The sequence below is a fragment of the Lewinella cohaerens DSM 23179 genome (assembly GCF_000379805.1).
In the GTDB taxonomy this organism is placed as follows: Bacteria; Bacteroidota; Bacteroidia; order Chitinophagales; family Saprospiraceae; genus Lewinella; species Lewinella cohaerens.
Window position 1 is genome coordinate 68,775 of the sequence record NZ_KB903534.1, and the last position, 19,347, is coordinate 88,121.

Below are 19,347 nucleotides of genomic sequence, written 5' to 3' on the forward strand. Positions count from 1 at the left end.
GACGTTAGCCAACTACATGGACTTACAACAAGCGAAAATTCTACTAGAAAAAATCAATGCCCTTCACAAATCCGTTAGTCTGGATAAGGGAGATGTTTCCAATATTGAGCGCGATTTGATGCTCAGCTATATTCGCCAATTCTATGAGGCTTACCTCAATACGGATACCAGTGCTGCACCACAGCCAGTGATAAAGGCGATGCCACCGCCTGCACCTGTGGCACCGGTAGAAAAAACAGTTTCGGAGCCATTGCCTCCTAAAGTGGAAGTGGAGCCAGCTCCTGCGCCACCACCACCTCCTCCTCCAGCACCAAAGCCTGCGCCGGTTGTTGAAACACCTCCTCCAGCGCCAGCCCCTGCGCCACCTCCTCCAGCGCCTGCAAAAAAGGTAGCTAGTAATGGTGTTGAAGCACTTTTTAAGCATAAAGCAGCCAAAGAACTTTCTGAGAAATTAAGTCAGCAGGCGATTGTTGACCTCACTCGTGCGATGTCTATCAACGATAAGTTGCTTTATTCCAATGAACTATTTGGCCGTGATATGGCTGCGATGAACGAAACACTCCAACAGCTCAATAAATTGGGAAGTATGGAGGAAGCTCGCGAGCTGCTCATTGATATTGCCGAAAAGAATGACTGGACAGAGGATGAGCGCACCGATGTAGCGGAGAGTTTCATCAAGCTAATAAGAAGGAAATACTAGCCGATTAGACGAACTTCATTCTGTAATCGGCGCTCACTTTGCCTTTCTTGATGTTTTCAAGTTTCCGCTTGATGAGGCGTTTTTTGATGGGTTTGAGATACTCTGTGAAGAGTATACCATCGGTATGGTCATATTCGTGTTGGATAACACGGGCGTTGAGGCCAGTGAACGTCGCTTCTTGTTCCTCAAAGTTTTCATCTACCCAGCGTAAGCGAATATTAGCGGGGCGTTCAACATCACCGCGCACGTCGGGAATACTGAGACAGCCTTCTTCATAAGGCCATTCTTCGCCTGATTCTTCTACCTTTTCGGCATTGATGAAGGTCATCTTTATACCTTCGGCTTCTTTGCCTTCTTCCATCATCTGGACCGTGTCGACGACAAAAAGCCGGATGGCTTTACCAATTTGTGGTGCAGCCAGTCCTACGCCATTGGCGTGGTACATGGTTTCCCACATGTCTGCAATGAGTTTTTCCAGCTTAGGATACTCAGGAGTAATGGGTTGACCCATTTTTTTTAAAACCGGTTGCCCGTAGGCGTAAACTGACAATAACATAAAACCATATTAATAAGATTCTCTAATATTTCTTGTGTTTGAAGTCAATCGAAAACAAAAATCACGCTTCTTATCAGTCGCTTAATATTTTTGCTTTAGCTTGCCTACGAAAAATATCAGAGAAGGATTAATAATTATTCGCTTGAGAACAGCACGAAAATAGATTGCGTTTTTATTTTCCATAATAGATGACTAAGCGGTTCACTTTATTTAAGTGTGTTATCTATTTGGGAAATCTGAAAAAAAACGCAATCTATTTTCTGCGCAATATTTCGAGGTATTCCTGCAAAATGATAGTGGCTGCGATTTTATCCACCAGCCCTTTTTCTTGCCTTTTTTTGCGTTTGAGGCCACTTTGCATGATGGCTTCTTTGGCCATCACAGAAGTATAACCTTCATCTTGCAAGACGAGTTTAAGCTGAGGGTATAATTTTTCCAATTTTCGTTTTAGCCCTATAACATGGGGTGTAACTTTGGTTGGATTACCATCCGCATGACGAGGCTCTCCTATAACGACGGTTTCAACTTCTTCTTCTGAAAAGTACTTTTCCAGATAAGAAAGTAGATCCTGCGTTGCCACAGTATCCAACCCATTAGCGATGATCTGGAGTGGATCTGTCACTGCCAGGCCGGTGCGTTTGGTGCCGTAGTCGATTGCTAAAATTCTTGCCACGGCGCAAAGATAGGCACAATAACTGACGGATAATTAATAAATGGGTGGGGAGTTTTGAGTGAAGGCCTTTACTAGCTATTGATTTTTGAGTTATGTGTATGGTTTAAAACTCTTTTTAAGAAAAATACGTGCGGATGCGTTTGCTATTTATTTTTATCATAACCCTGACCAAAGCCCAAGAGAGGATAAGGCAAAAAAACACCTACTCCTAGGAATTGAAACCTCGCTACTTTTAGGAATTGGCTGGATAGTCCTCCTTCTTCTGCTGGGAAATTAGGAAGGATGCTTAGTAGTTGATGTTGATAATTTTTGCTACTGTAGAAAAGGAAAAAAAGCAGCAATACGAGCAGGATTCCAACGGTAATGGTAAATAATATCCGCCCCGATTTACGCCGCCTTAATAAATTCAATGCAGTAAGGATAAGTAAAAACGAACCAATGGTAGTGCTTGTGAAAATAATGGTAAAGAGTGCTTCCGTTTTTTGTTTTATGTCCATAAAATCATGCTCAAAGGCTTCAGTGCCTTGAAACATCATTTCTTGAGTGGCTGTGACCTGCTGAAAAGAAATCCATTGGAAACAGGAAAAATACAGAGCGATAAAAGAAAAAACAATGATCACCCAGGCACTTGTCGAAATGAAGACTTGATCCTTAATTTCTTGAGAGGTGGCGTTTTCCACAGTGTTAATTTTGACTATTATTCAATAATTAGATGAGGGATTTCTTCTAACTCCCAGTCAATAACCAAGCCTTTTGCTAGTCTTTGGGCTACTTCTGCACCATAGAGGTATTCGCAGAGGTACAGGGCAGCCTCAAAAGATTTAGCACCACCAGCAGAAGTGATGTATTTACCATCATGAACAAAGAGCACGTTCTCTTGGATGTCATGGTCAGGATAGCGCTCTCGCATAGCTGGGATGTCACTAGGGAAAGTGGTACTTACTTTGTTTTGGAGTAATCCAGCCTCGGCAAGTACAAATGCACCATCACAATGACTGGTAATAAACTGGGCCTCATTGGCGACCTGACGAACAAAATCAAGCATTGTTTTATCTTCTAAATTACTGTCAAGGTGGTGTTCAGCACTGGGGATAACAAGGATATCGATAGAGGGAAGACTGTCGCTGAGGTAATCGAAATGAGGGAGGATTTGCAAGCCTTCAAAGGTCGTTATGGGTTCAAGGGTATTGGCTACTAGGAAAGTGTTCATAGCCTTGATACTGTCACGAAAAATAGTGTGCTGGAAGATGTCGTAAGGAGCAGTAAGTTCTGTGTTGTATACACCATCCATAATGAGGAAAGCAACGTTATAGCGATTGGGCTCAAGGGTTAGGCTTGGTCTAGATAGAGGAGTCTCTGTAGATGTACTAGTGGGAAGATCCGAATCCAGAGTAGAAGTACAGGCTGTGAAGAGCAAGAAAATACTGCTAAATAATAAGACGGTATAGTGTTTCATACTGTTGTTTTAGGAATTTTAACGGATTAAATAGAGAGAGGTAGTGGAGTATGTTTTGTGGGTGTAAACTGGAGACTTGGCATAGAAGCCCCAAGTGGAGGGCCCACCCTCAGCCAGATCGCCGAAACCGCCCCTTGGCCAATCGACCATAACGGGCGTGCGCCTATATCTGCTGCTAAGTTAGCAACAGCCAAGCAATACGCTAAAAAAAACCGTTGAAATTCCCACATGACAAAGTGGGGGTAGTACCGCTGATTATCTTGGTGTGATGTCAGTACACTAGAATTTTGTAAAGATATATGTTTTTTGATTTAAAAACAAAATAATTGTAAGTTTTTAACTTTAGCTATTTTTGTTTGCCGACTATAGCTGTAACCAAAGCCCGTAGGCTGGGTACAAGACAAACTGCTTTGCACATTGGTAAGTATAGCGTGTAATAGCATAAGTTTATACCAAGTACTTTCTATCAGAACCATGATACGTAAAGTTTTCAGGTTGAATAGCAAGATACTTACATCTAGGCCTCATTAAGGTGCCGGATTTGGAATTTGGGCATGCACTTCATTAATGGCTTTGATCACTTCTTCAGAAAGTTGTATGTCAATGCTATCAATGTTTTCGGCAAGTTGCTGTAGGTTGGTTGCACCGATGATGTTACTGGTAACAAATGGCTGGTCATTCACAAAAGCCAGGGCCATTTGTGTGAGGGTTAGGTCATTTGCTTGAGCAATTTCGAGATAGCGGCGAGTGGCTTCCCAGGATTGTTCCGAGCTGTAGCGTTTTACATGCTTATATTTATTCAGCCGGTTTTCTGGTTCATCGGTTTTTAGATGATATTTACCGCTTAGCATACCGGCTCCCAAAGGAGAGTAGGGGAGAAGCGTAACCTCTTCGCGGATGCTCATTTCCGATAAGCCAACCTCAAAAGTTCGATTTAGCAAACTGTAAGGGTTTTGAATACTTACACATCGAGGTAAACCATGAGTTTCGGCAAGGTGCAAATACCGCATCATTCCCCAAGGTGTTTCGTTACTCAACCCAAAGTACCGGACTCTTCCACTTTTGATGATACTGTCTAGATTGGTAAGTATTTCTAAAAAATTATCTTCCCATTCGTCGGTTTTATCATGCTTGTAATCACGTTGGCCGAAAAAGTTGGTCTGGCGGCTTGGCCAATGCAACTGGTAAAGGTCAAGGTGGTCCACTTGTAACCGCTTTAGGCTGAGATCCAATGCTTCCTCAAGACTAGTTTTACTAAAGCCGAGCTGGGGACGAATATGCTGGGCAAATGGGCGATCACCAGCAATTTTGGAAGCCAGGATCAAATCCTTACGCTTGCCTGTTTTTTGTAACCAGTTACCAATAAAGGTTTCCGTATCACCCTGAGTGCGGGGTTTTACAGGAGAAGGGTAGAGTTCAGCTGTGTCAAAAAAATTGACACCCCGGTCAACAGCAAGGTCCATCTGAGCATACCCTTCAGCTTCAGTGTTTTGCTCACCCCAGGTCATTGTACCGAGGCATATTTTACTTACGTTAAGATCGGTGCGGGGTATAGTTTGGTATCTCATGTTTTGCTAAATGGTACGGATGATCGCTAATAATTTTTGAAAATGCTGGCCGTCTGTAAATGGGTTCATGACCGTAGCTCGAAGCCAGCGTTCGTTATTGATGACGGTTTGCACAATGTAGAAACTGCCGAGCTCTACTAATCGTTGTCGAATTTGGCCGTTTTTTATGTCCCATTCTTCACGCGGTATTCCGGTGTACCGGAAATTAAGGATATTGGCCTCTGGTTGAACAGCCAGCTCAAAGTCTGGGGCCTCGCTTAGTATTTGAGCAAAACTTCGTGCCTGATCATAAAGCCGATTGACGTTGTCACTAAAAATACCAGGCCCATGGCACCTTAGCGTAGCATATACTTTTATGGAAAGCATGAGTTTGGTACACTCGAAAGTACGCTTGCCAGAGTGATACCACTCGGGCGATTGTTCTGTCTCCCAAAGGTATTGTGCCCGTTGGATAAAGGTGTCGTAAGAGCGATGGCCTTCTTTGAACAAGAGAGCTGTATTGAGCGCAGGTGTCATCAGCATCTTGTGATAATCAAGCACAATCGTATCAGCCCGATCCATCCCTGCTGCCAAGTATTTGTATTTCTCAGAAAAGGCCACTGCACCTCCATGAGCTCCGTCAACATGAAACCAAAGTTGATGCTGCTCACAAAAGTCTGCCAGTGTATTCAGGTTATCGTAAGAGCCCGTAGCGGTAGAGCCGGCGCAACCGATCAATGCAATGGGAATACGCCCTTCAGCAATAGCCTCCTGATAGTAACCTTCGAGTAATTCTGTACGGATTTTAAACTGTTCATCTACTGGGATTTTAATAATTCCCTCACTGCCCATTCCTAATATTCGGGCGGCTCGATCGACGCAGTAATGCGCTTCCTCAGAAACCATGATGGCCAGTTTTTCCTCATGGCCTTTCGTCCATACTTGTTGAGGTGCTTTAGCAGCACGAGCAGCAAGCAAAGCAGTGAGATTAGCAAGTGTTCCACCAGAGGTAATAAAGCCGCTAGCAGTCGTGGTGTATCCAATCTGTTGGGCAGTAAAATCGGTAACTACTCGTTCTAAGGCATTGGAGGCCATGCCCATTTCATAAACACCTGTACCGTTGCTGAGGATATCCGAGACCATCCCTGCTAAGGCATTTACCGGCGCAGGTACCGACACCTGATGCCCAATATAATGAGGGTGATGCAAGTGAATGGAATGTTCGAGTATATCCTCAAAAAAAGTTAAAGAAGCTCCTTCTTGTCCGGCTTTAGTAAAGTCATTTTGCCAAAATTTCAACTCCTCTTCTGGCTCTCGGTAATTAATCAATTGCTGATTTTCTGGATCTTGGGCCTTTTTCAAATGGTCGGCTAATAAGTCGATGAGTTGGTGGCCCAGTGCCCGAAAATTGGCGGGGTTGTAAGCTTCTGAGAGGCGATCGGTTATTGTATCTTGTGTCATTGGTAGGAGATTGAGTTGAGGACCTTTAACGGGGTGTTCGATAAAAATCCAGCTAAGCGCTTAGTTCAAAAACGGATTGTTCTTGCGCTCATAGCCTATGCGGGTAGCTGGGCCATGCCCAGGGTGAACAGTGATGTCATCACCCAAAGGGAGTAACTGTGTTTTGATGGCATTGATAAGCGTTGCATGGTCTCCTCCAGGTAGATCACTCCGGCCGACGCTTCCGTAGAAGAGGACGTCTCCTGCAATCACAAATTTATCTGCTGCACAGTAAAAACTCAAACTGCCAGGTGAATGACCCGGTGTAAACAACATTTCCAGACTAGTGTTTCCAAAAGTGATAGTCTCTCCTTCTTTAAGGAACTTTCCGGGCTCTGGACTTTCTTCGGGGATAGGTAGGCCGTACATCTGACAAACCATGGGCACAGCAGCCAAGACTTGAACTTCTAATGCGTGAATTTCCAAGGGAAGTTGGTAGGTCTCTGCAACAAACTTATTACCAAATACATGATCCAGGTGGCAATGAGTATTGATAAGACGAACAGGGCGCAATCCGAGTTCTTCAATTTTCGTGCGAAGTGCCTGCTTTTCGTGCGGTTCAAAGCAACCGGGATCAAATATGATACACTCTCCAGTTTCATCGTATACGATATAGGTGTTTTCCTGAAAAGCATTAAATGTCATTTGCACAACTTGTGCCATAGTTTTCCTGTTTTATAGTGGCTGATCTAAAGTTTTAGACTTCCTTTTTATTGAAAAAAGGAATATCTTAAGTCTTGTTTAAGACCAAGCCTCAGTTATATTCCTACAAAAGTAGCCAAATACTGTAGGTCACTAAACAAAATGCCTCGTTCAGGTATTGATTTTTTAGCATCTTCCGCTTTCCCCCTATTTTTGTAAAAATACTGCTATGCGCAAACTACGCTATCCTTTCCTCTCTTATTTAAGTATATTTTGCCTTTTGGCAACTAGCCAGCTGCTCATGGCGCAGACCTCTCAGGTGACCTTTGGGAAAAACAGGGTACAGCATCACCGCGATTTTGATGAGTGGATGGAGTACGAGAGTGATAACTTTATTACTTATTGGTACGGAGAAGCACGGAACATTGGCCAGTCGGTAGTACAGATGGCAGAATACGATTTTGCGTATATCCAAAGTATTCTGGAACATAGGATGAATGAAAAAATCCAGATCATCACTTACGTCGATCTGACGGATTTGAAGCAGAGCAATATCGGGAATGATGAGGCTTTTACCAATGTAGCGGGGCAAACAAAAATAGCAGGTAATAAAATCTTTGTCTACTTCAATGGCGATCATAATGATCTGCGGCGGCAAATTCGGGAAGGTATTGCTTCGGTCTACCTGGAAGCCATGCTTTTTGGTGCAAATTTGCAGGAGATCGTACAAAATGCAGTCCTGTTGAATCTCCCCGATTGGTTTAAAGAAGGTCTGGTAGGCTATATTGGCGAAGAATGGAATACCGAGCAAGATGATCAATTGAGGCAATTGCTAAGCTCAGGGCTTTACCCTGGATTTGAAGAAATGGCAGCAGACTACCCCAAGCTGGTAGGTCATGCTTTTTGGTATTATATCGCGGAATTGTATGGCAAGCCTACAGTCTCCAATTTGCTTTATCTGACCCGGATTAACCGCAGTGTCGAAAGTGGTTTTCTCTATGTTTTAGGGACACCCTATCAAATTACGCTCAATGATTGGCAAGTTTATTTTGAAAAAAGATATGCCATTGATTCCCAGAACAGAAATGCTCCAGAGGGACAAGAGGTAGTGATAAAGAACAAGAAAGAGCTTCCATTAACTCAATTGAAAATTAGTCCGGATGGGCAGCGAGTGGTTTATGTGATTAATGAGATTGGCCGCTACAAGGTCTTTATGCAGGATGTGCAAACTGGTGAGCGGGAAATGATCTTCAAGAGTGGCTTCCGCAACGCGATCCAGGCAACGGATTACAATTATCCGCTATTGGCATGGAACCCCAGCGGGCAAGAATTGGCCATTTTGTATGAAAACCGTGACCGTCCTCGCTTATTGCGCTATAATTTATTGGAAAAGAAAGAAATAACGGAAGAGCTAAGTACAGAGTACCACCGGGTGTATAGCGTTGAATACGTCAACCCTTCGACGATGGTATTCTCGGCAACAGTAAGGGGCTTTTCTGATATCTTTCTTTACTACCCAGCTACGCGCCAATCACAGCGGATTACCACTGATTTTTGGGATGACCTCGACGCTGTGCCAGTGAAAGTCAGGGACCGTACCGGGATATTGTTTGCCTCCAACCGGGCAACGACTTCTCTAGAAGCCAGAGGCTTGGATACCATCCTGCCCATTACCACTTTTGATTTATTCTATTATGACCTTACCAACCGGCCAGGTGAGTTGGTGCGAGTGACAGATACACCACTGGCCAATGAACGGCAGCCTATTGGTATTGATACGACCTATTTTGCTTACCTCTCTGACCGAAGCGGGTTTTACAATCGTGAAGTTGGTTATCTGGAAGATTATATTGACCATTACGAGCAACGTATTGAGTTAGAAGATGGGACAGAAATCGTTCTGCACGCTGATTCGAACCTCACCATGTTGGACACTACCTTGATTGATACAATTGTCGTTTACCCTATTGTCAAAGAACGAGCAGTAGTGGCAGCGTCCACGAACTATGATAAAAACATTTTTTACCAAAATGTAGCCCTGCGCACAGGGAGGGTACTCGAATATTTCCCCAGCCCAGGTACAGCCCCAGGGACAATATTATTACGCCAGTTGGACGCTGCTACCACTCCTGCTGTTAATAACACGATTTTCCAAAATGACCGAAAAGTTGTTTTAGCAGAGCAGGAAATGACGCTTGTACCATCAGGCTTAGTCGATACACAGTTGGTGGAAGATTTGCCCCCTAGTGAGCAAGAACTAAACATTGAAACACTACCACCGCCAGAAGAATTTATTCCAGAATTACCTCCAGCTCCAGCTGCGGTTGATAGTACCGAGATCATTGATATTGATAATTATCTGTTTCAGAGCGAATTTTCGGAACAAGAGACTTTTGCTGAGCCAAAACCAGAGACGGATACTGCGCCTGTAGCCCCAGCGTCTTCTTTGGAGGATATCAATAATTTTGACCCCATTCCACAAAAGATGGCTACCGTAAGGGACAAAACAAATAGTGATGTTTATCGCTTCCGGCCAGGGCGAATTACTCCTTATCGTACGACCTTTCGGACAGATTTTGTGACCTTTAATATGGACAATGGTCTGCTGTTTGAAGGTTTGGATAGCTACGCTGCAAACCCTAACGGATTCAATACCCAGCCTCTAAGTTTATTACTAAAAGCCAACTTTAAAGACCTTTTTGAGGATTATGTGGTAGAGGGAGGGGTGCGCTTACCCACCAGTTTTAATGGTACTGAATACTTTCTTACCATGCAGAGTCGTAAGCGCCGTTTAGACCATTATTATGCGGTTTATCGTCGTAATCAACGATTCTCAGAAGAAGGGGAATCTTTTGTTCCGTGGAGGAAGGAGAATAATGTGGTGCTAGGCCAGTATGGTGTACGCTTTCCTTTGGATATTTTCCAAAGCTTGCGTGCAACAAGTACAATCCGCCGGGACAGAGTTCAATATTTAGCAACTGATCAAACGGCGCTGGAAGATGCTCCTGCCCCGGATCGGACCCAACGGATTGGTTTACGATTGGAATATGTATTCGATAATACACTTGACCTTGCACTTAACCTACGCCAGGGGACACGAATGAAGTTCTATACCGAGTACTACAAGTCTTTTAGTGCTACCCTAGACCCTAAATTTGAATTTGATGTAGCGCGTGGCTTTATGGGCGTAGCTGGGATCGATGCTCGTCATTATCTTAAAATTGACAAACGCTCCATACTGGCCTTCCGTCTGGCAGGTGCTGTTTCTTTTGGACGAGACAAGGTGCTTTATTATTTGGGAGGTACAGACAATTGGTTGTTGCCCTCGTTCAATAATAATATTCCAACACCATCAGACCCTGCCGGTTTTGTTACTTTAGCTAATAACCTGAGGGGTTTTGATATTAATATCCGTAATGGTAATGCTTATGTTTTGACCAATGCAGAGCTTAGGGTGCCGGTCTTTCGTTACTTCTCCGAACGCATTCGGTCTCCATTCTTCCGCAACTTCCAGGCTGTAGCTTTCTTTGACGCAGGTACTGCCTGGAGTGGACCAGACCCTTATAGTGACGAGAATCCGCTGAATACTACTACTTTTCCGGAAGACCCAACGGTCTTTACACCGGTAACGGCTCGGGTTGTTTATTTCCGCGATCCATTGGTGTTTAGTTACGGAGTGGGAGCGCGAATGCTGCTCTTTGGGTACTTGATTCGTGTTGATTACGCCTGGGGCTTGGAAACCCGCCTCGTGCAAGATCCCAAGTTGCATATTTCTTTAGGCTTGGACTTTTAGTATTTGACCACATCGTCAAATGTTTTTTGAACAATATGGCGATGTGGTCAAAACACTTACTCATTAAGCCCCAACGCTTACGCAAACGGGGTAGAAAAGAAGGACGATTCCCTGTAGGTTTGAATCAAAACGACCTACTTATGGAAAACAAAAGCCGTATTATTCTCCTCTTTCCTTTGCTGTTTGTCTTACTTACGATTCATGCCATGTGGCTTTACTGGGCGCATTAAACCATGCCTTCTTCCATCTTGGCCGCATTTTCAGCAAGCTGAAGGGCTTCGATTACGGGGCCTACCTGCCCTTCTATAATCTGATCGAGGTTGTAAAGCGTAAGACCGATACGGTGATCCGTTACCCGGTTTTGAGGATAGTTGTAGGTTCTGACCTTGTCGGAACGGTCGCCGGTACCTACAAGGCTCTTACGTTTAGAAGCCAGTTTGTTTTCGTGTTCTTCCCGCTTTTGCTCCTGAATACGACGAAGCAGCTGAGTCATTGCGATCTCCTTGTTTTTGTGCTGAGAACGGCCGTCCTGGCTTTCAGAAACAGTACCTGTAGGTAAGTGGGTAATCCGAATGGCGGATTCTGTTTTGTTGACGTGCTGACCACCCGCACCACTGGCCCGGAAGGTATCAATCTTGAGGTCCGATTTCTTGATGTCTACATCTTCCATCTCCAACTTGGGCATGACAACAACGGTAGCTGCCGAGGTATGTACCCGGCCCTGAGACTCTGTTCTAGGAACCCTTTGTACCCGATGTGCACCAGACTCAAACTTGAGGCGCCCGAATACATCTTCTCCACTCACTTCTACCACTACTTTGTTGTAACCACCAGCACTTCCTTCGTTTTCGTAGAGTAACTCGTACTTCCAGCCCATCTCATCGAAATAACGAGAGTACATCCGTAGCAAGTCCCCTGCAAAAATACTAGCTTCGTCACCACCCGTGCCGGAGCGTATTTCAAAGATAACATCGCGTTCATCCTCGGGGTCACGAGGAATGAGCATGACCTTGATCTCTTCCTCCAGTGTTTCTCTTTGGGGCCTGAGTTCCTCCAACTCCATCTCCGCCATCTCTTTCATCTCCGGGTCACGAAGCATCTCTTTGGCGGTTTCCATATTACCAAGCAACTCCTGGTATTGATGGTAAGCCTCTACAACGGGTTGTAGCTTCTTGTACTCCTTATTGACTTTCTGAAACCGATCCATATCAGTGATGACGGAAGGGTCGGATAACTGTTCTTCCAAATTGCGGAAGCGATGGTGGATGGCAGCTAATTTATCTAGCATAATATTAAATTGGAGGGGTAAAGTAAAGTAGTGATTCAAAAAAGAGATAGGGTAACCATGGGGTTACAAGATAGGATGACTGTCAAAACAGCTAATAGAACCAAATGGCAGGAAACATCATACTTTACTTTTTTGCGACCGCAAAGATACGGAAAACTTTAGATAGCTTCAATAATAAAATAGGATTACGCCACAATCGACTCACAAATAAAGTCGGGGATAATCCCGGTTGAGCGAACTCGAATATCTACTTCTTTTTCGCTGGTGTTACCAGAAAGTACGAGCATGGTCATTACCCCAAACTTATTGCCCCCCAAAATGTCGGTATGCAGGGTGTCGCCTACCATTAGGATGTCGCTTTTGTCAAAAGTCCCGTATTGATTGATGTTTTCAAAAGCATGATTAAACATCTGGGTGTCAGGTTTGCCAAAATGGATGAACTTCCGTTTGAGAATACTCTCTACCAACTTGGCAATACCACCGGTGGCAATCGAAACATCATTTTTAGCGACAGGGTAGAGCTTGTCCCCGTTGGCAACGATAGCCGGAATGTTTTGCTTGCGCAGAAGGTTAACCGTTGTATTTATGTCGTGGTTCCAGTCAAAGCCTTCGTCATCAAGAAAAACCATCGCAGTGACATCGTCACAGTTGTCGAGATCCAACGAACTTACTGGCACGGCACGGAGGTCGGCATCTAAAATATAATGAGCAGAGTTGGCAGTTCCAAGGTAAGCGACTCGACCGCTGCTGACTTTTTGGGCCAGAAACATCTTGGCCATCATGCCAGAGGTGATCACTTCTTCAGGCAGAATACCTGGCAGCCCTTGATGGGCAAAACGTTCAGCTTGTTGCTCTGGGCTGCGGGAGGCATCGTTGGTCAGGATTCTGATGACCTTGCCCCGCCGACGTAATTCGTTGATGTTGGCTTCCACTCCAGGAATGAGGCCCCGATGGTTTTTGACCACCCCGTAAGAATCTAAAAAGATCGCTTTGAAGCCGTCTGCAATATCTAGAAAAGAAGCGTTATGCATTTTTGAGTTTTGGTTCTCTGACAAGTTTTATGCTTAATGGCGAAAAACAATTAGAGAAGGTGATAATTTATAGCGCGAGCGTTTGTAAGATTTTTTCGGCTGAAAATACCTGCTCGATATTCGGTAAATGGTGCTCAAAAACTTCTCGTTGAAGTTGAGTAGCAATCGATTTACGGAAGAAATAATTGCCTTCGCGCACTACGTAATTCAATAGGAAAAAGCGATAAGCTTCCGGCAAAAATAAAACTTCAGATTTAGTGAGTGGGTAAATTTCATGGTAATGCTTTAAAAATAATAAAAAGCGATCTTCCATCAGGGTGTCTACATTGTAGGTGAATAGTGTACGATCTCCTACATTGGAGACAATCCTGCTGATAAAATAAAAGTCAACGATTCGTGAACTCATCCTGAACCAATCGTAATCCCAGCGGGAATAAAATTTACCATTCGAAGACATGGAGAAATTTCCGATGTTCCAGTCAACAAACACCGGGATTTTTTCAAACCCGTGTACATTGATCTTGTAGGTATTGTTTAAAAAAAGGTCACATTGCTTTTTGATGTAATCCGCGTGTTGAGGAAACTCATCATCGACCTCTAGTAGCAGTTGGTTAATGTCTGTAGTCATGTTTTTGGAGGTAATCGGTAGCGTGTGCCGAATCAGGCTACAGCTTTTGTGAAACTCCGCAAATTCTTTACCCAACTGGGCAATATCTTGGTCTTCCAGGCGGCGGGGCAGGCTCTTCTTAATCTTAATTGGGCGAAAGAAAACTACCCAGGCATCAATGATGTCGTTCTGGAAACGATGGAAAAACAATTGATTACCTTTCATCAACGCCCGAGAGAGGAAATTCTCGTAGCGAACAGGCAGATTGTTAGATAGCGCATTAATGATCGTGTGGTCTTCCACGAAATGTTCATATTTTCCGAAATAGGAAAGCTTTGCGATGATATTATTGCCATCCTCCAACCTAATTTTGTAGACATGGTTGGTGGATACCATGGCGCTGATATCGGTAATGCGCCTGATGGGGCGGGTACTGTCGTAGGCCATCCAGGCGTAACGAATGATAGTAAGGAAATCCATAATTGTGGTAAGGGCTAATTTTTGCGGAAGATAGAAAGAATAAGACTTCTTCGAAGGTCTTTAATAACAAAAAACGGACTCCGGCGTTTACCGATAAAACATTCTTATTATGAAGTACGGATTAAGTACGCTGCTATTATTGGTGACCTTTGTATGTGCACAGGCACAATCTCCAATTGGTGTTTGGAAGACAATCGATGATAATTCGGGCGAAGCCAGATCCAAGATAGAAATCTACGAACGGAACGGTAAACTATTCGGAAAAATCACCGACCTGTTGCTAAAACCAAACGATACGCTCTGTGAGGCCTGCGAAGGTGACAAAAAGAATAAATTGATTGTAGGTATGGTCATTGTTGAAGACTTGGAGGTATACCGAGACTATTGGAAAAATGGAACGATCCTAGACCCGGAATCTGGCAGTACTTATGGCTGCAGTATCTGGTTTGAAGAGGGTAAGCCAAATGAGCTACAAGTTCGTGGAAAACATTGGACAGGGCTTTATCGTACCCAAGTATGGTATCGAATAGAATAAAAGGTTGTTTTCATAGTCAATAACTAGTAACCAGCCCTTTAACAAAAAAATATATACCTAACAAACAATAAGACCTACCTTTTCCTTGTTTTAGTATAAATTTTTCAACGCCATAAATGCCTTTCATGAAGCAAAATTTTACACCTGAAGATTTGATGGCTTATCTATATGCCGAAACCAGTCTTTCACTACGATTGGCCATCCAGGATGCGCTTCGTCGTGATCCGGTACTGGCCCAAGAACTAGAACAACTGCGCATGAGCAAACGTCAGTTTCCTAAAGTGAAATTTACAGCGCCCAAGCGTAGTCTCCAGCGCATTATGAACTACAGCTGTTCAACAGCACTGGAAGGACAAATTTAAGCACCATCCAATTGATTAATGCTTGTAACGAAGCTTAGATATCCCGAGTCTCGCCCAGCGCGAGGTTCGGGATTCTTATTTTAGGGTAAAAAGAAGGGGAGTAATGAACGTTTCATTACTCCCCCGTCCTATCCTATTAAAACCGATGGTCCCGGATGTTTTGGTAATTGTGTAGTGTAAAAACTACGGCAGGACAATCCGTTTTATAGACGTATTTTAAGTGGCGATAATATATAGATATAAAAGGCAATAGCCTTTATACTTATCTACTGTATTCTAACTGCTTTATTCAGATAATTAAGCTGTTGTAAACATAAGTTAATAAGGCGGCTATGTCGCACCAGTTTATAAGGTGGTCGTAGTTAGTGGTTGAAAAGTGGCACTTTGGAAAGTGGTACTTTTAAGTCGCTGATTGACAGGCTTTTACGAATTGTCGTATTTGCGAAGGTATTCGCGAGGAGTCATGCCCGTTTGCTTCTTGAAGGCACGATTGAAAGCCGTTTTTGAATTGAAACCTGCTTCGAGTGCTAGACTAAGAATGGTGCGTTCGTTATGGTCTCCTTTCTCTATGCGATGTTGAAAGCTTTTGATACGATGGCTATTGATGTAGTCGAAAAAATTTTTCCCAAATTGATCGTTTATCAACTTTGAGATTTGATGACTAGGTGTTTTGGCAAGATCGGCCAGTTCTCCCAAACTAAGCCCTGGGTTGAGGTAAGGCCGATGCTCCTCCATAAGTTTTTCCAATAAGCGGAATTCTTCTTGTGGTGCTGTCAAGATAGAAGATGTTGAAGTAGCCAAATGAGTCGAGACAGCAGCTTTGATTGGTACTTCTGACGAAATGTGCGGTTGTGCCGGGGGGGGAGTGAAGTTGAGTTGAGCGCTCCGAAAAATTTGTGGTTGCCGCATAGCGTAATACCCCATGGTGTAGGCACCAATAGCCAGTACAAGCCAAGTAGCGTCGATCATCCTGTCTGTAATAGGAGTCCAGTTGAATCCCAGCCAAAGTCCGGCAGCTCCTACGAGGTAGGTACTTAGCCAAATTAACAAGCACAGAGTATGGAGATAAAATACGGTGCGCAAAAAACTGAGAATAGGCAGCTTATCTGCGGCGTAATTGGTGTTCAATTGTTGAAGAAACCGCCGGCTACGTAGCCAGTAAAACGAATTAAATAATAGACCAATAGCTGCAACACTGATAAATATAGGACGTAACTGAAGGTTGACGACCTGCGTGATGAAATCAAAGTTGGTTTTTAAAACTTGGGGTAAGTAAATTAGAAAAACCAGCGCCAATGGGAGGAAATGCCAAAACCAGCGCCACCGGTAAGGTGTAATTGGGGTAAGGGAACGAAGGTAAAGCCAAAAAAGAGGCCCGTAGGCAAAGTAAATCAAATCGGGTAGCAGTACAATTTTTGGATACTGCTGAAAGATATCTCGGTCAAAGGCACCAATACGCGCCAGGAAGGTAGCCGATAAAACAATAATCAGTAAAGATAAAATACGGTTTGTGCGGCGATGCCGTTCTTTGAAACTGTTGATAGCAATGACCAGCAAAAGGCCCTGTAGTGCTGCTAGCAACATTACCATCGCATACCAATTGATCCGATTGCCAGCCAGGTCTTCCCAGTTGGCAATTTCAATTTGGAGTAGTTCCTCCTTGTTGTCTTCGGTATAATTGAAAAGGCGGTTGGGGCGGGAGAGACCGTTTTCTCGGCTTTCAACGGTATTCCAATTGCCACGGCTAATTTTGAATTCCGTAATGTTGGTTCTAATAGGAATAGTCGTTCGAAAATACCCGTTAGAGTCGCGTTCCATTCTGAAGTCTGGATCGCCCGGCGACCAACCATTAAAGGAGCCTACTACATAGAGAGCTGCATCTATCGGCGTGTTTTCCGGGAGGCTAACAATTTTGATGGGAAGTGTGTCGCGGTAGGGGATTTCTTCCTTGAGGTCTTCCCAGGCTTCTACCGAAATCCTCAGGGTGTCCTTTTGTTTGCTGGTATATGTGTAAGAGTGGTTGCCAATGGGTTCACTGACGTGCCCCCCCTCGACCTTTACCCAAGAGCCACGAGTGATTTTGAATTCAAAATCGGGCATGGGGGTAAGGAAACTATACTGCCAGCTTCCATCGCTAAGTTTGTGAAAACGGAAATTTTGATCATTAGGGTTCCAATTGTTAAAACTTCCAACCAGGTAAATACTGTCTTCCTGTGGGGTGTATTCTGGTAGCTGATCTATGATAACAGTGAGCTGTGCCACCACATTAAAGGGCAGCAAGAATAAACCAAAAACCATGATGCGTGCTAGTATTTTCCGCATTCTACAGGATTGCTAGACCAGTAAATAACTGGCTGAGGCAAATATAAATGGATTTCAAAGACTTGAGTAGTCTCAACTCAAAAAGGCAAATAAGAGTTGGACGAAAAGGATTTTTGTAATCAACACAATGGGAAGAATCAACGTATAGCCCAGTGTTGGTAATTTATTATCTGCCTGATGGAGTGCATGTTCTAAAATGGCTGGTTGTGTAGCGACCATTCCTGTTAATAATCCGAAGGGAATCCGTAGCCAGCGGTAGCCCAACCAGAGGGTGAGAAAAGCAGTTCCGGTGGCAATGATCGTTCCTGCAAGGAAAAGCCACCCACCTCCACCTGCTAAAATGGTGTTGAGGAAAGTATGCCCTGATCGGATACCTATACTGGCCAAGAGTAAAATAAGGCCTAGTTGTCGCAGCACGAGGTTGGCACCAAAGGGGAGTGTCCATACAATAGGCCCGGTTCGGCGCAAGGCTCCTAATATCAAGGCCACAATAAGCGGGCCACCAGCAAAACCAAGATTGAAAGAAACGCCTCCAGGCAGCGTGAAGGTGACCATCCCCAGGAGTAACCCCAAGGCCATACCGGAGCCAAAAGATAGCAAATTGATATGGTTGAGGGCCTCGTAGCTGTTGCCAAAAAGCTTTTTCAGTTCGTCGAAATCGGTACGGCGAGCGACGAGTAGTACGCGGTCTCCCAACTCCAGCACTGTATTGCCGTTGGCCAGTAGGTCTACGTCACCACGTTGGACTCTGGTAATAATGGTAGAGAATTTTTCGGTCAGATTGAGCGAAGCAATCTTTTCGCCAGCAATATTGGGGTTGGAAACAAACAAACGGCGAACATCATAGGAGCTGCGGTCGTAAGAAAGCTCCTTGACATCTGCTCTGCCTAATAAGACGATAGCTTCATCTATGGTTTTGGCGTTTCCGACAAGTACTATGCGGTCACCTAATTGTAGGCGGGTATCCATATTTGGAAGTTCGTCAATACCACTCCGTTGCATCCGACCGAAGACAAGTCGGTGCTGGAAGTGCTGAAAGATGGCACGGATGGTTTTTCCCTCCATCTCCGGATTGGTAATAACGATGGTTCTTCTGGTAATATCTTCGCTGGTGAAGAGGTCGCCAGCCTGTTGAGCAGCCTCTTGTTTGTAGTCAATATTGAGCCATTTTTGCATGATGTTGATGGCAAACATGACGCCAAGAACACCCATGGGGTAGGAGAGGGAATAGCCCACCACAGCAGCATTGGACATGGCCTCTTGCAGTTCGGCAGGTTGCGAAAGCTGGATGAGGTCTAGCAAGCCAGCAAGAGAAGCCGTATTGGTAGAGCTACCGGCGAGAAGCCCGGCAGCGGTAGCGGCATCAAGGTCAAAGAGGAAGTACATGCCGATAGTGATCAATGCAGAGAGTCCCAGCATGACAATGATGAAGGCAAAATTACGTAACCCTTGTGCTCGAAAAGTAGAGAAGAAGCTGGGCCCACTACTAAGTCCAATGGTGTAAACAAACATGGAAAGCCCTAAAACGATAATAATATCAGGCACCGCCAGCCCAGGGTCTATTGCTCCAACAGCCAGGCCGGCGAAAAGGACGGCGGCGACGCCTAACTTGGCACCACGGATAGGAATATTGCCGATCCAGTAGCCGATAGCAGAGACCACAAAAAGTAATAATACTGGTGACGATTTGAAGGCTTCAATCATGTTGCAAAGGTAGCTTTTTTGGAGTCACTTATGGAGCGGAATGTTTTTTTTTAACCACCAAAGACACTTAGTATTTTCGTGCTGTTCCTTAAGGTTTTTTATTCCTATCGTGATCCAAAGGAGAATTCCTTTGGTGGTTGAAAAAAGAAAT

The 19,347-nt window shown here is 44.3% G+C and carries 16 protein-coding genes; 4 read left to right on the forward strand and 12 right to left on the reverse strand.

Annotated features, from left to right (window positions below; genetic code table 11):
- Positions 1–16: 16 nt before the first annotated feature.
- Complete coding sequence (locus A3EU_RS34765; protein ID WP_020535041.1) at positions 17–700, forward strand: hypothetical protein; 684 nt, start codon at positions 17–19, stop codon at positions 698–700.
- Between the two features lie 4 nt (positions 701–704).
- On the opposite strand, the gene def is transcribed toward A3EU_RS34765, so the two are convergent.
- The 7 genes from def to A3EU_RS0105095 form a co-directional block, all read right to left on the reverse strand.
- Positions 705–1,256 (reverse strand): peptide deformylase, encoded by a 552-nt coding sequence (gene def / locus A3EU_RS0105060; RefSeq protein WP_026211232.1) that lies wholly within the window; start codon positions 1,254–1,256, stop codon positions 705–707.
- 253 nt (positions 1,257–1,509) lie between these two features.
- Positions 1,510–1,929: a Holliday junction resolvase RuvX gene (ruvX, locus tag A3EU_RS0105065; RefSeq protein WP_020535043.1), complete on the reverse strand. Its 420-nt coding sequence runs from the start codon at positions 1,927–1,929 to the stop codon at positions 1,510–1,512.
- Positions 1,930–2,072: 143 nt separating this feature from the next.
- A complete protein-coding gene (locus tag A3EU_RS0105070) occupies positions 2,073–2,609 on the reverse strand; it encodes a hypothetical protein (RefSeq protein WP_020535044.1) in 537 nt (178 codons plus the stop codon).
- 17 nt (positions 2,610–2,626) lie between these two features.
- A complete protein-coding gene (locus A3EU_RS0105075) occupies positions 2,627–3,385 on the reverse strand; it encodes a DJ-1/PfpI family protein (RefSeq protein WP_020535045.1) in 759 nt (252 codons plus the stop codon).
- A 527-nt stretch (positions 3,386–3,912) separates the two neighbouring features.
- Positions 3,913–4,953 (reverse strand): aldo/keto reductase, encoded by a 1,041-nt coding sequence (locus tag A3EU_RS0105085; RefSeq protein ID WP_026211233.1) that lies wholly within the window; start codon positions 4,951–4,953, stop codon positions 3,913–3,915.
- 6 nt (positions 4,954–4,959) lie between these two features.
- Positions 4,960–6,393 (reverse strand): pyridoxal phosphate-dependent decarboxylase family protein, encoded by a 1,434-nt coding sequence (locus A3EU_RS0105090; protein ID WP_020535048.1) that lies wholly within the window; start codon positions 6,391–6,393, stop codon positions 4,960–4,962.
- 60 nt (positions 6,394–6,453) lie between these two features.
- Positions 6,454–7,095 carry an MBL fold metallo-hydrolase gene (locus A3EU_RS0105095; RefSeq protein WP_020535049.1) on the reverse strand — a complete coding sequence of 214 codons (642 nt, stop codon included), beginning with the start codon at positions 7,093–7,095 and terminating at the stop codon, positions 6,454–6,456.
- Between the two features lie 208 nt (positions 7,096–7,303).
- On the opposite strand from A3EU_RS0105095, the gene A3EU_RS0105100 reads away from it, so the two are divergent.
- Entirely contained in the window at positions 7,304–10,867 is a 3,564-nt protein-coding gene (locus A3EU_RS0105100; protein WP_020535050.1) for a hypothetical protein, read from the forward strand.
- A gap of 226 nt (positions 10,868–11,093) precedes the next feature.
- Here A3EU_RS0105100 and prfA read toward each other — a convergent pair whose 3' ends face one another.
- From prfA to A3EU_RS0105120, 3 genes are all read right to left on the reverse strand, one after another.
- Entirely contained in the window at positions 11,094–12,155 is a 1,062-nt protein-coding gene (gene prfA, locus A3EU_RS0105110; protein ID WP_020535052.1) for a peptide chain release factor 1, read from the reverse strand.
- A 185-nt stretch (positions 12,156–12,340) separates the two neighbouring features.
- Positions 12,341–13,186 carry an HAD-IIA family hydrolase gene (locus tag A3EU_RS0105115; RefSeq protein ID WP_020535053.1) on the reverse strand — a complete coding sequence of 282 codons (846 nt, stop codon included), beginning with the start codon at positions 13,184–13,186 and terminating at the stop codon, positions 12,341–12,343.
- Positions 13,187–13,253: 67 nt separating this feature from the next.
- Positions 13,254–14,273, reverse strand: a complete 1,020-nt coding sequence (locus A3EU_RS0105120; protein ID WP_020535054.1) for a hypothetical protein — start codon at positions 14,271–14,273, stop codon at positions 13,254–13,256.
- A 109-nt stretch (positions 14,274–14,382) separates the two neighbouring features.
- On the opposite strand from A3EU_RS0105120, the gene A3EU_RS0105125 reads away from it, so the two are divergent.
- Together A3EU_RS0105125 and A3EU_RS29460 are read left to right on the forward strand one after the other, a co-directional pair.
- Positions 14,383–14,808 (forward strand): DUF2147 domain-containing protein, encoded by a 426-nt coding sequence (locus A3EU_RS0105125; protein ID WP_020535055.1) that lies wholly within the window; start codon positions 14,383–14,385, stop codon positions 14,806–14,808.
- 125 nt (positions 14,809–14,933) lie between these two features.
- Positions 14,934–15,170, forward strand: a complete 237-nt coding sequence (locus A3EU_RS29460; RefSeq protein ID WP_156825662.1) for an anti-sigma factor — start codon at positions 14,934–14,936, stop codon at positions 15,168–15,170.
- A gap of 423 nt (positions 15,171–15,593) precedes the next feature.
- Here the strand turns inward: A3EU_RS29460 and A3EU_RS0105140 are convergent, their stop codons facing one another.
- Both A3EU_RS0105140 and A3EU_RS0105145 read right to left on the reverse strand, forming a co-directional pair.
- Complete coding sequence (locus tag A3EU_RS0105140) at positions 15,594–17,492, reverse strand: helix-turn-helix domain-containing protein (RefSeq protein ID WP_044085480.1); 1,899 nt, start codon at positions 17,490–17,492, stop codon at positions 15,594–15,596.
- A 72-nt stretch (positions 17,493–17,564) separates the two neighbouring features.
- Complete coding sequence (locus tag A3EU_RS0105145) at positions 17,565–19,196, reverse strand: aspartate:alanine exchanger family transporter (protein WP_020535059.1); 1,632 nt, start codon at positions 19,194–19,196, stop codon at positions 17,565–17,567.
- Positions 19,197–19,347: the final 151 nt, after the last annotated feature.

Coding starts and splice junctions, on each gene's coding strand:
- A3EU_RS34765 (WP_020535041.1), top strand. CDS start 17: ATGGACTTACAACAAGCGAAAATTCTACTAGAAAAAATCAATGCCCTT.
- def (WP_026211232.1), bottom strand. CDS start 1,256: ATGTTATTGTCAGTTTACGCCTACGGGCAACCGGTTTTAAAAAAAATG.
- A3EU_RS0105075 (WP_020535045.1), bottom strand. CDS start 3,385: ATGAAACACTATACCGTCTTATTATTTAGCAGTATTTTCTTGCTCTTC.
- A3EU_RS0105085 (WP_026211233.1), bottom strand. CDS start 4,953: ATGAGATACCAAACTATACCCCGCACCGATCTTAACGTAAGTAAAATA.
- A3EU_RS0105090 (WP_020535048.1), bottom strand. CDS start 6,393: ATGACACAAGATACAATAACCGATCGCCTCTCAGAAGCTTACAACCCC.
- A3EU_RS0105095 (WP_020535049.1), bottom strand. CDS start 7,095: ATGGCACAAGTTGTGCAAATGACATTTAATGCTTTTCAGGAAAACACC.
- A3EU_RS0105100 (WP_020535050.1), top strand. CDS start 7,304: ATGCGCAAACTACGCTATCCTTTCCTCTCTTATTTAAGTATATTTTGC.
- prfA (WP_020535052.1), bottom strand. CDS start 12,155: ATGCTAGATAAATTAGCTGCCATCCACCATCGCTTCCGCAATTTGGAA.
- A3EU_RS0105115 (WP_020535053.1), bottom strand. CDS start 13,186: ATGCATAACGCTTCTTTTCTAGATATTGCAGACGGCTTCAAAGCGATC.
- A3EU_RS0105120 (WP_020535054.1), bottom strand. CDS start 14,273: ATGGATTTCCTTACTATCATTCGTTACGCCTGGATGGCCTACGACAGT.
- A3EU_RS0105125 (WP_020535055.1), top strand. CDS start 14,383: ATGAAGTACGGATTAAGTACGCTGCTATTATTGGTGACCTTTGTATGT.
- A3EU_RS29460 (WP_156825662.1), top strand. CDS start 14,934: ATGAAGCAAAATTTTACACCTGAAGATTTGATGGCTTATCTATATGCC.
- A3EU_RS0105140 (WP_044085480.1), bottom strand. CDS start 17,492: ATGCGGAAAATACTAGCACGCATCATGGTTTTTGGTTTATTCTTGCTG.
- A3EU_RS0105145 (WP_020535059.1), bottom strand. CDS start 19,196: ATGATTGAAGCCTTCAAATCGTCACCAGTATTATTACTTTTTGTGGTC.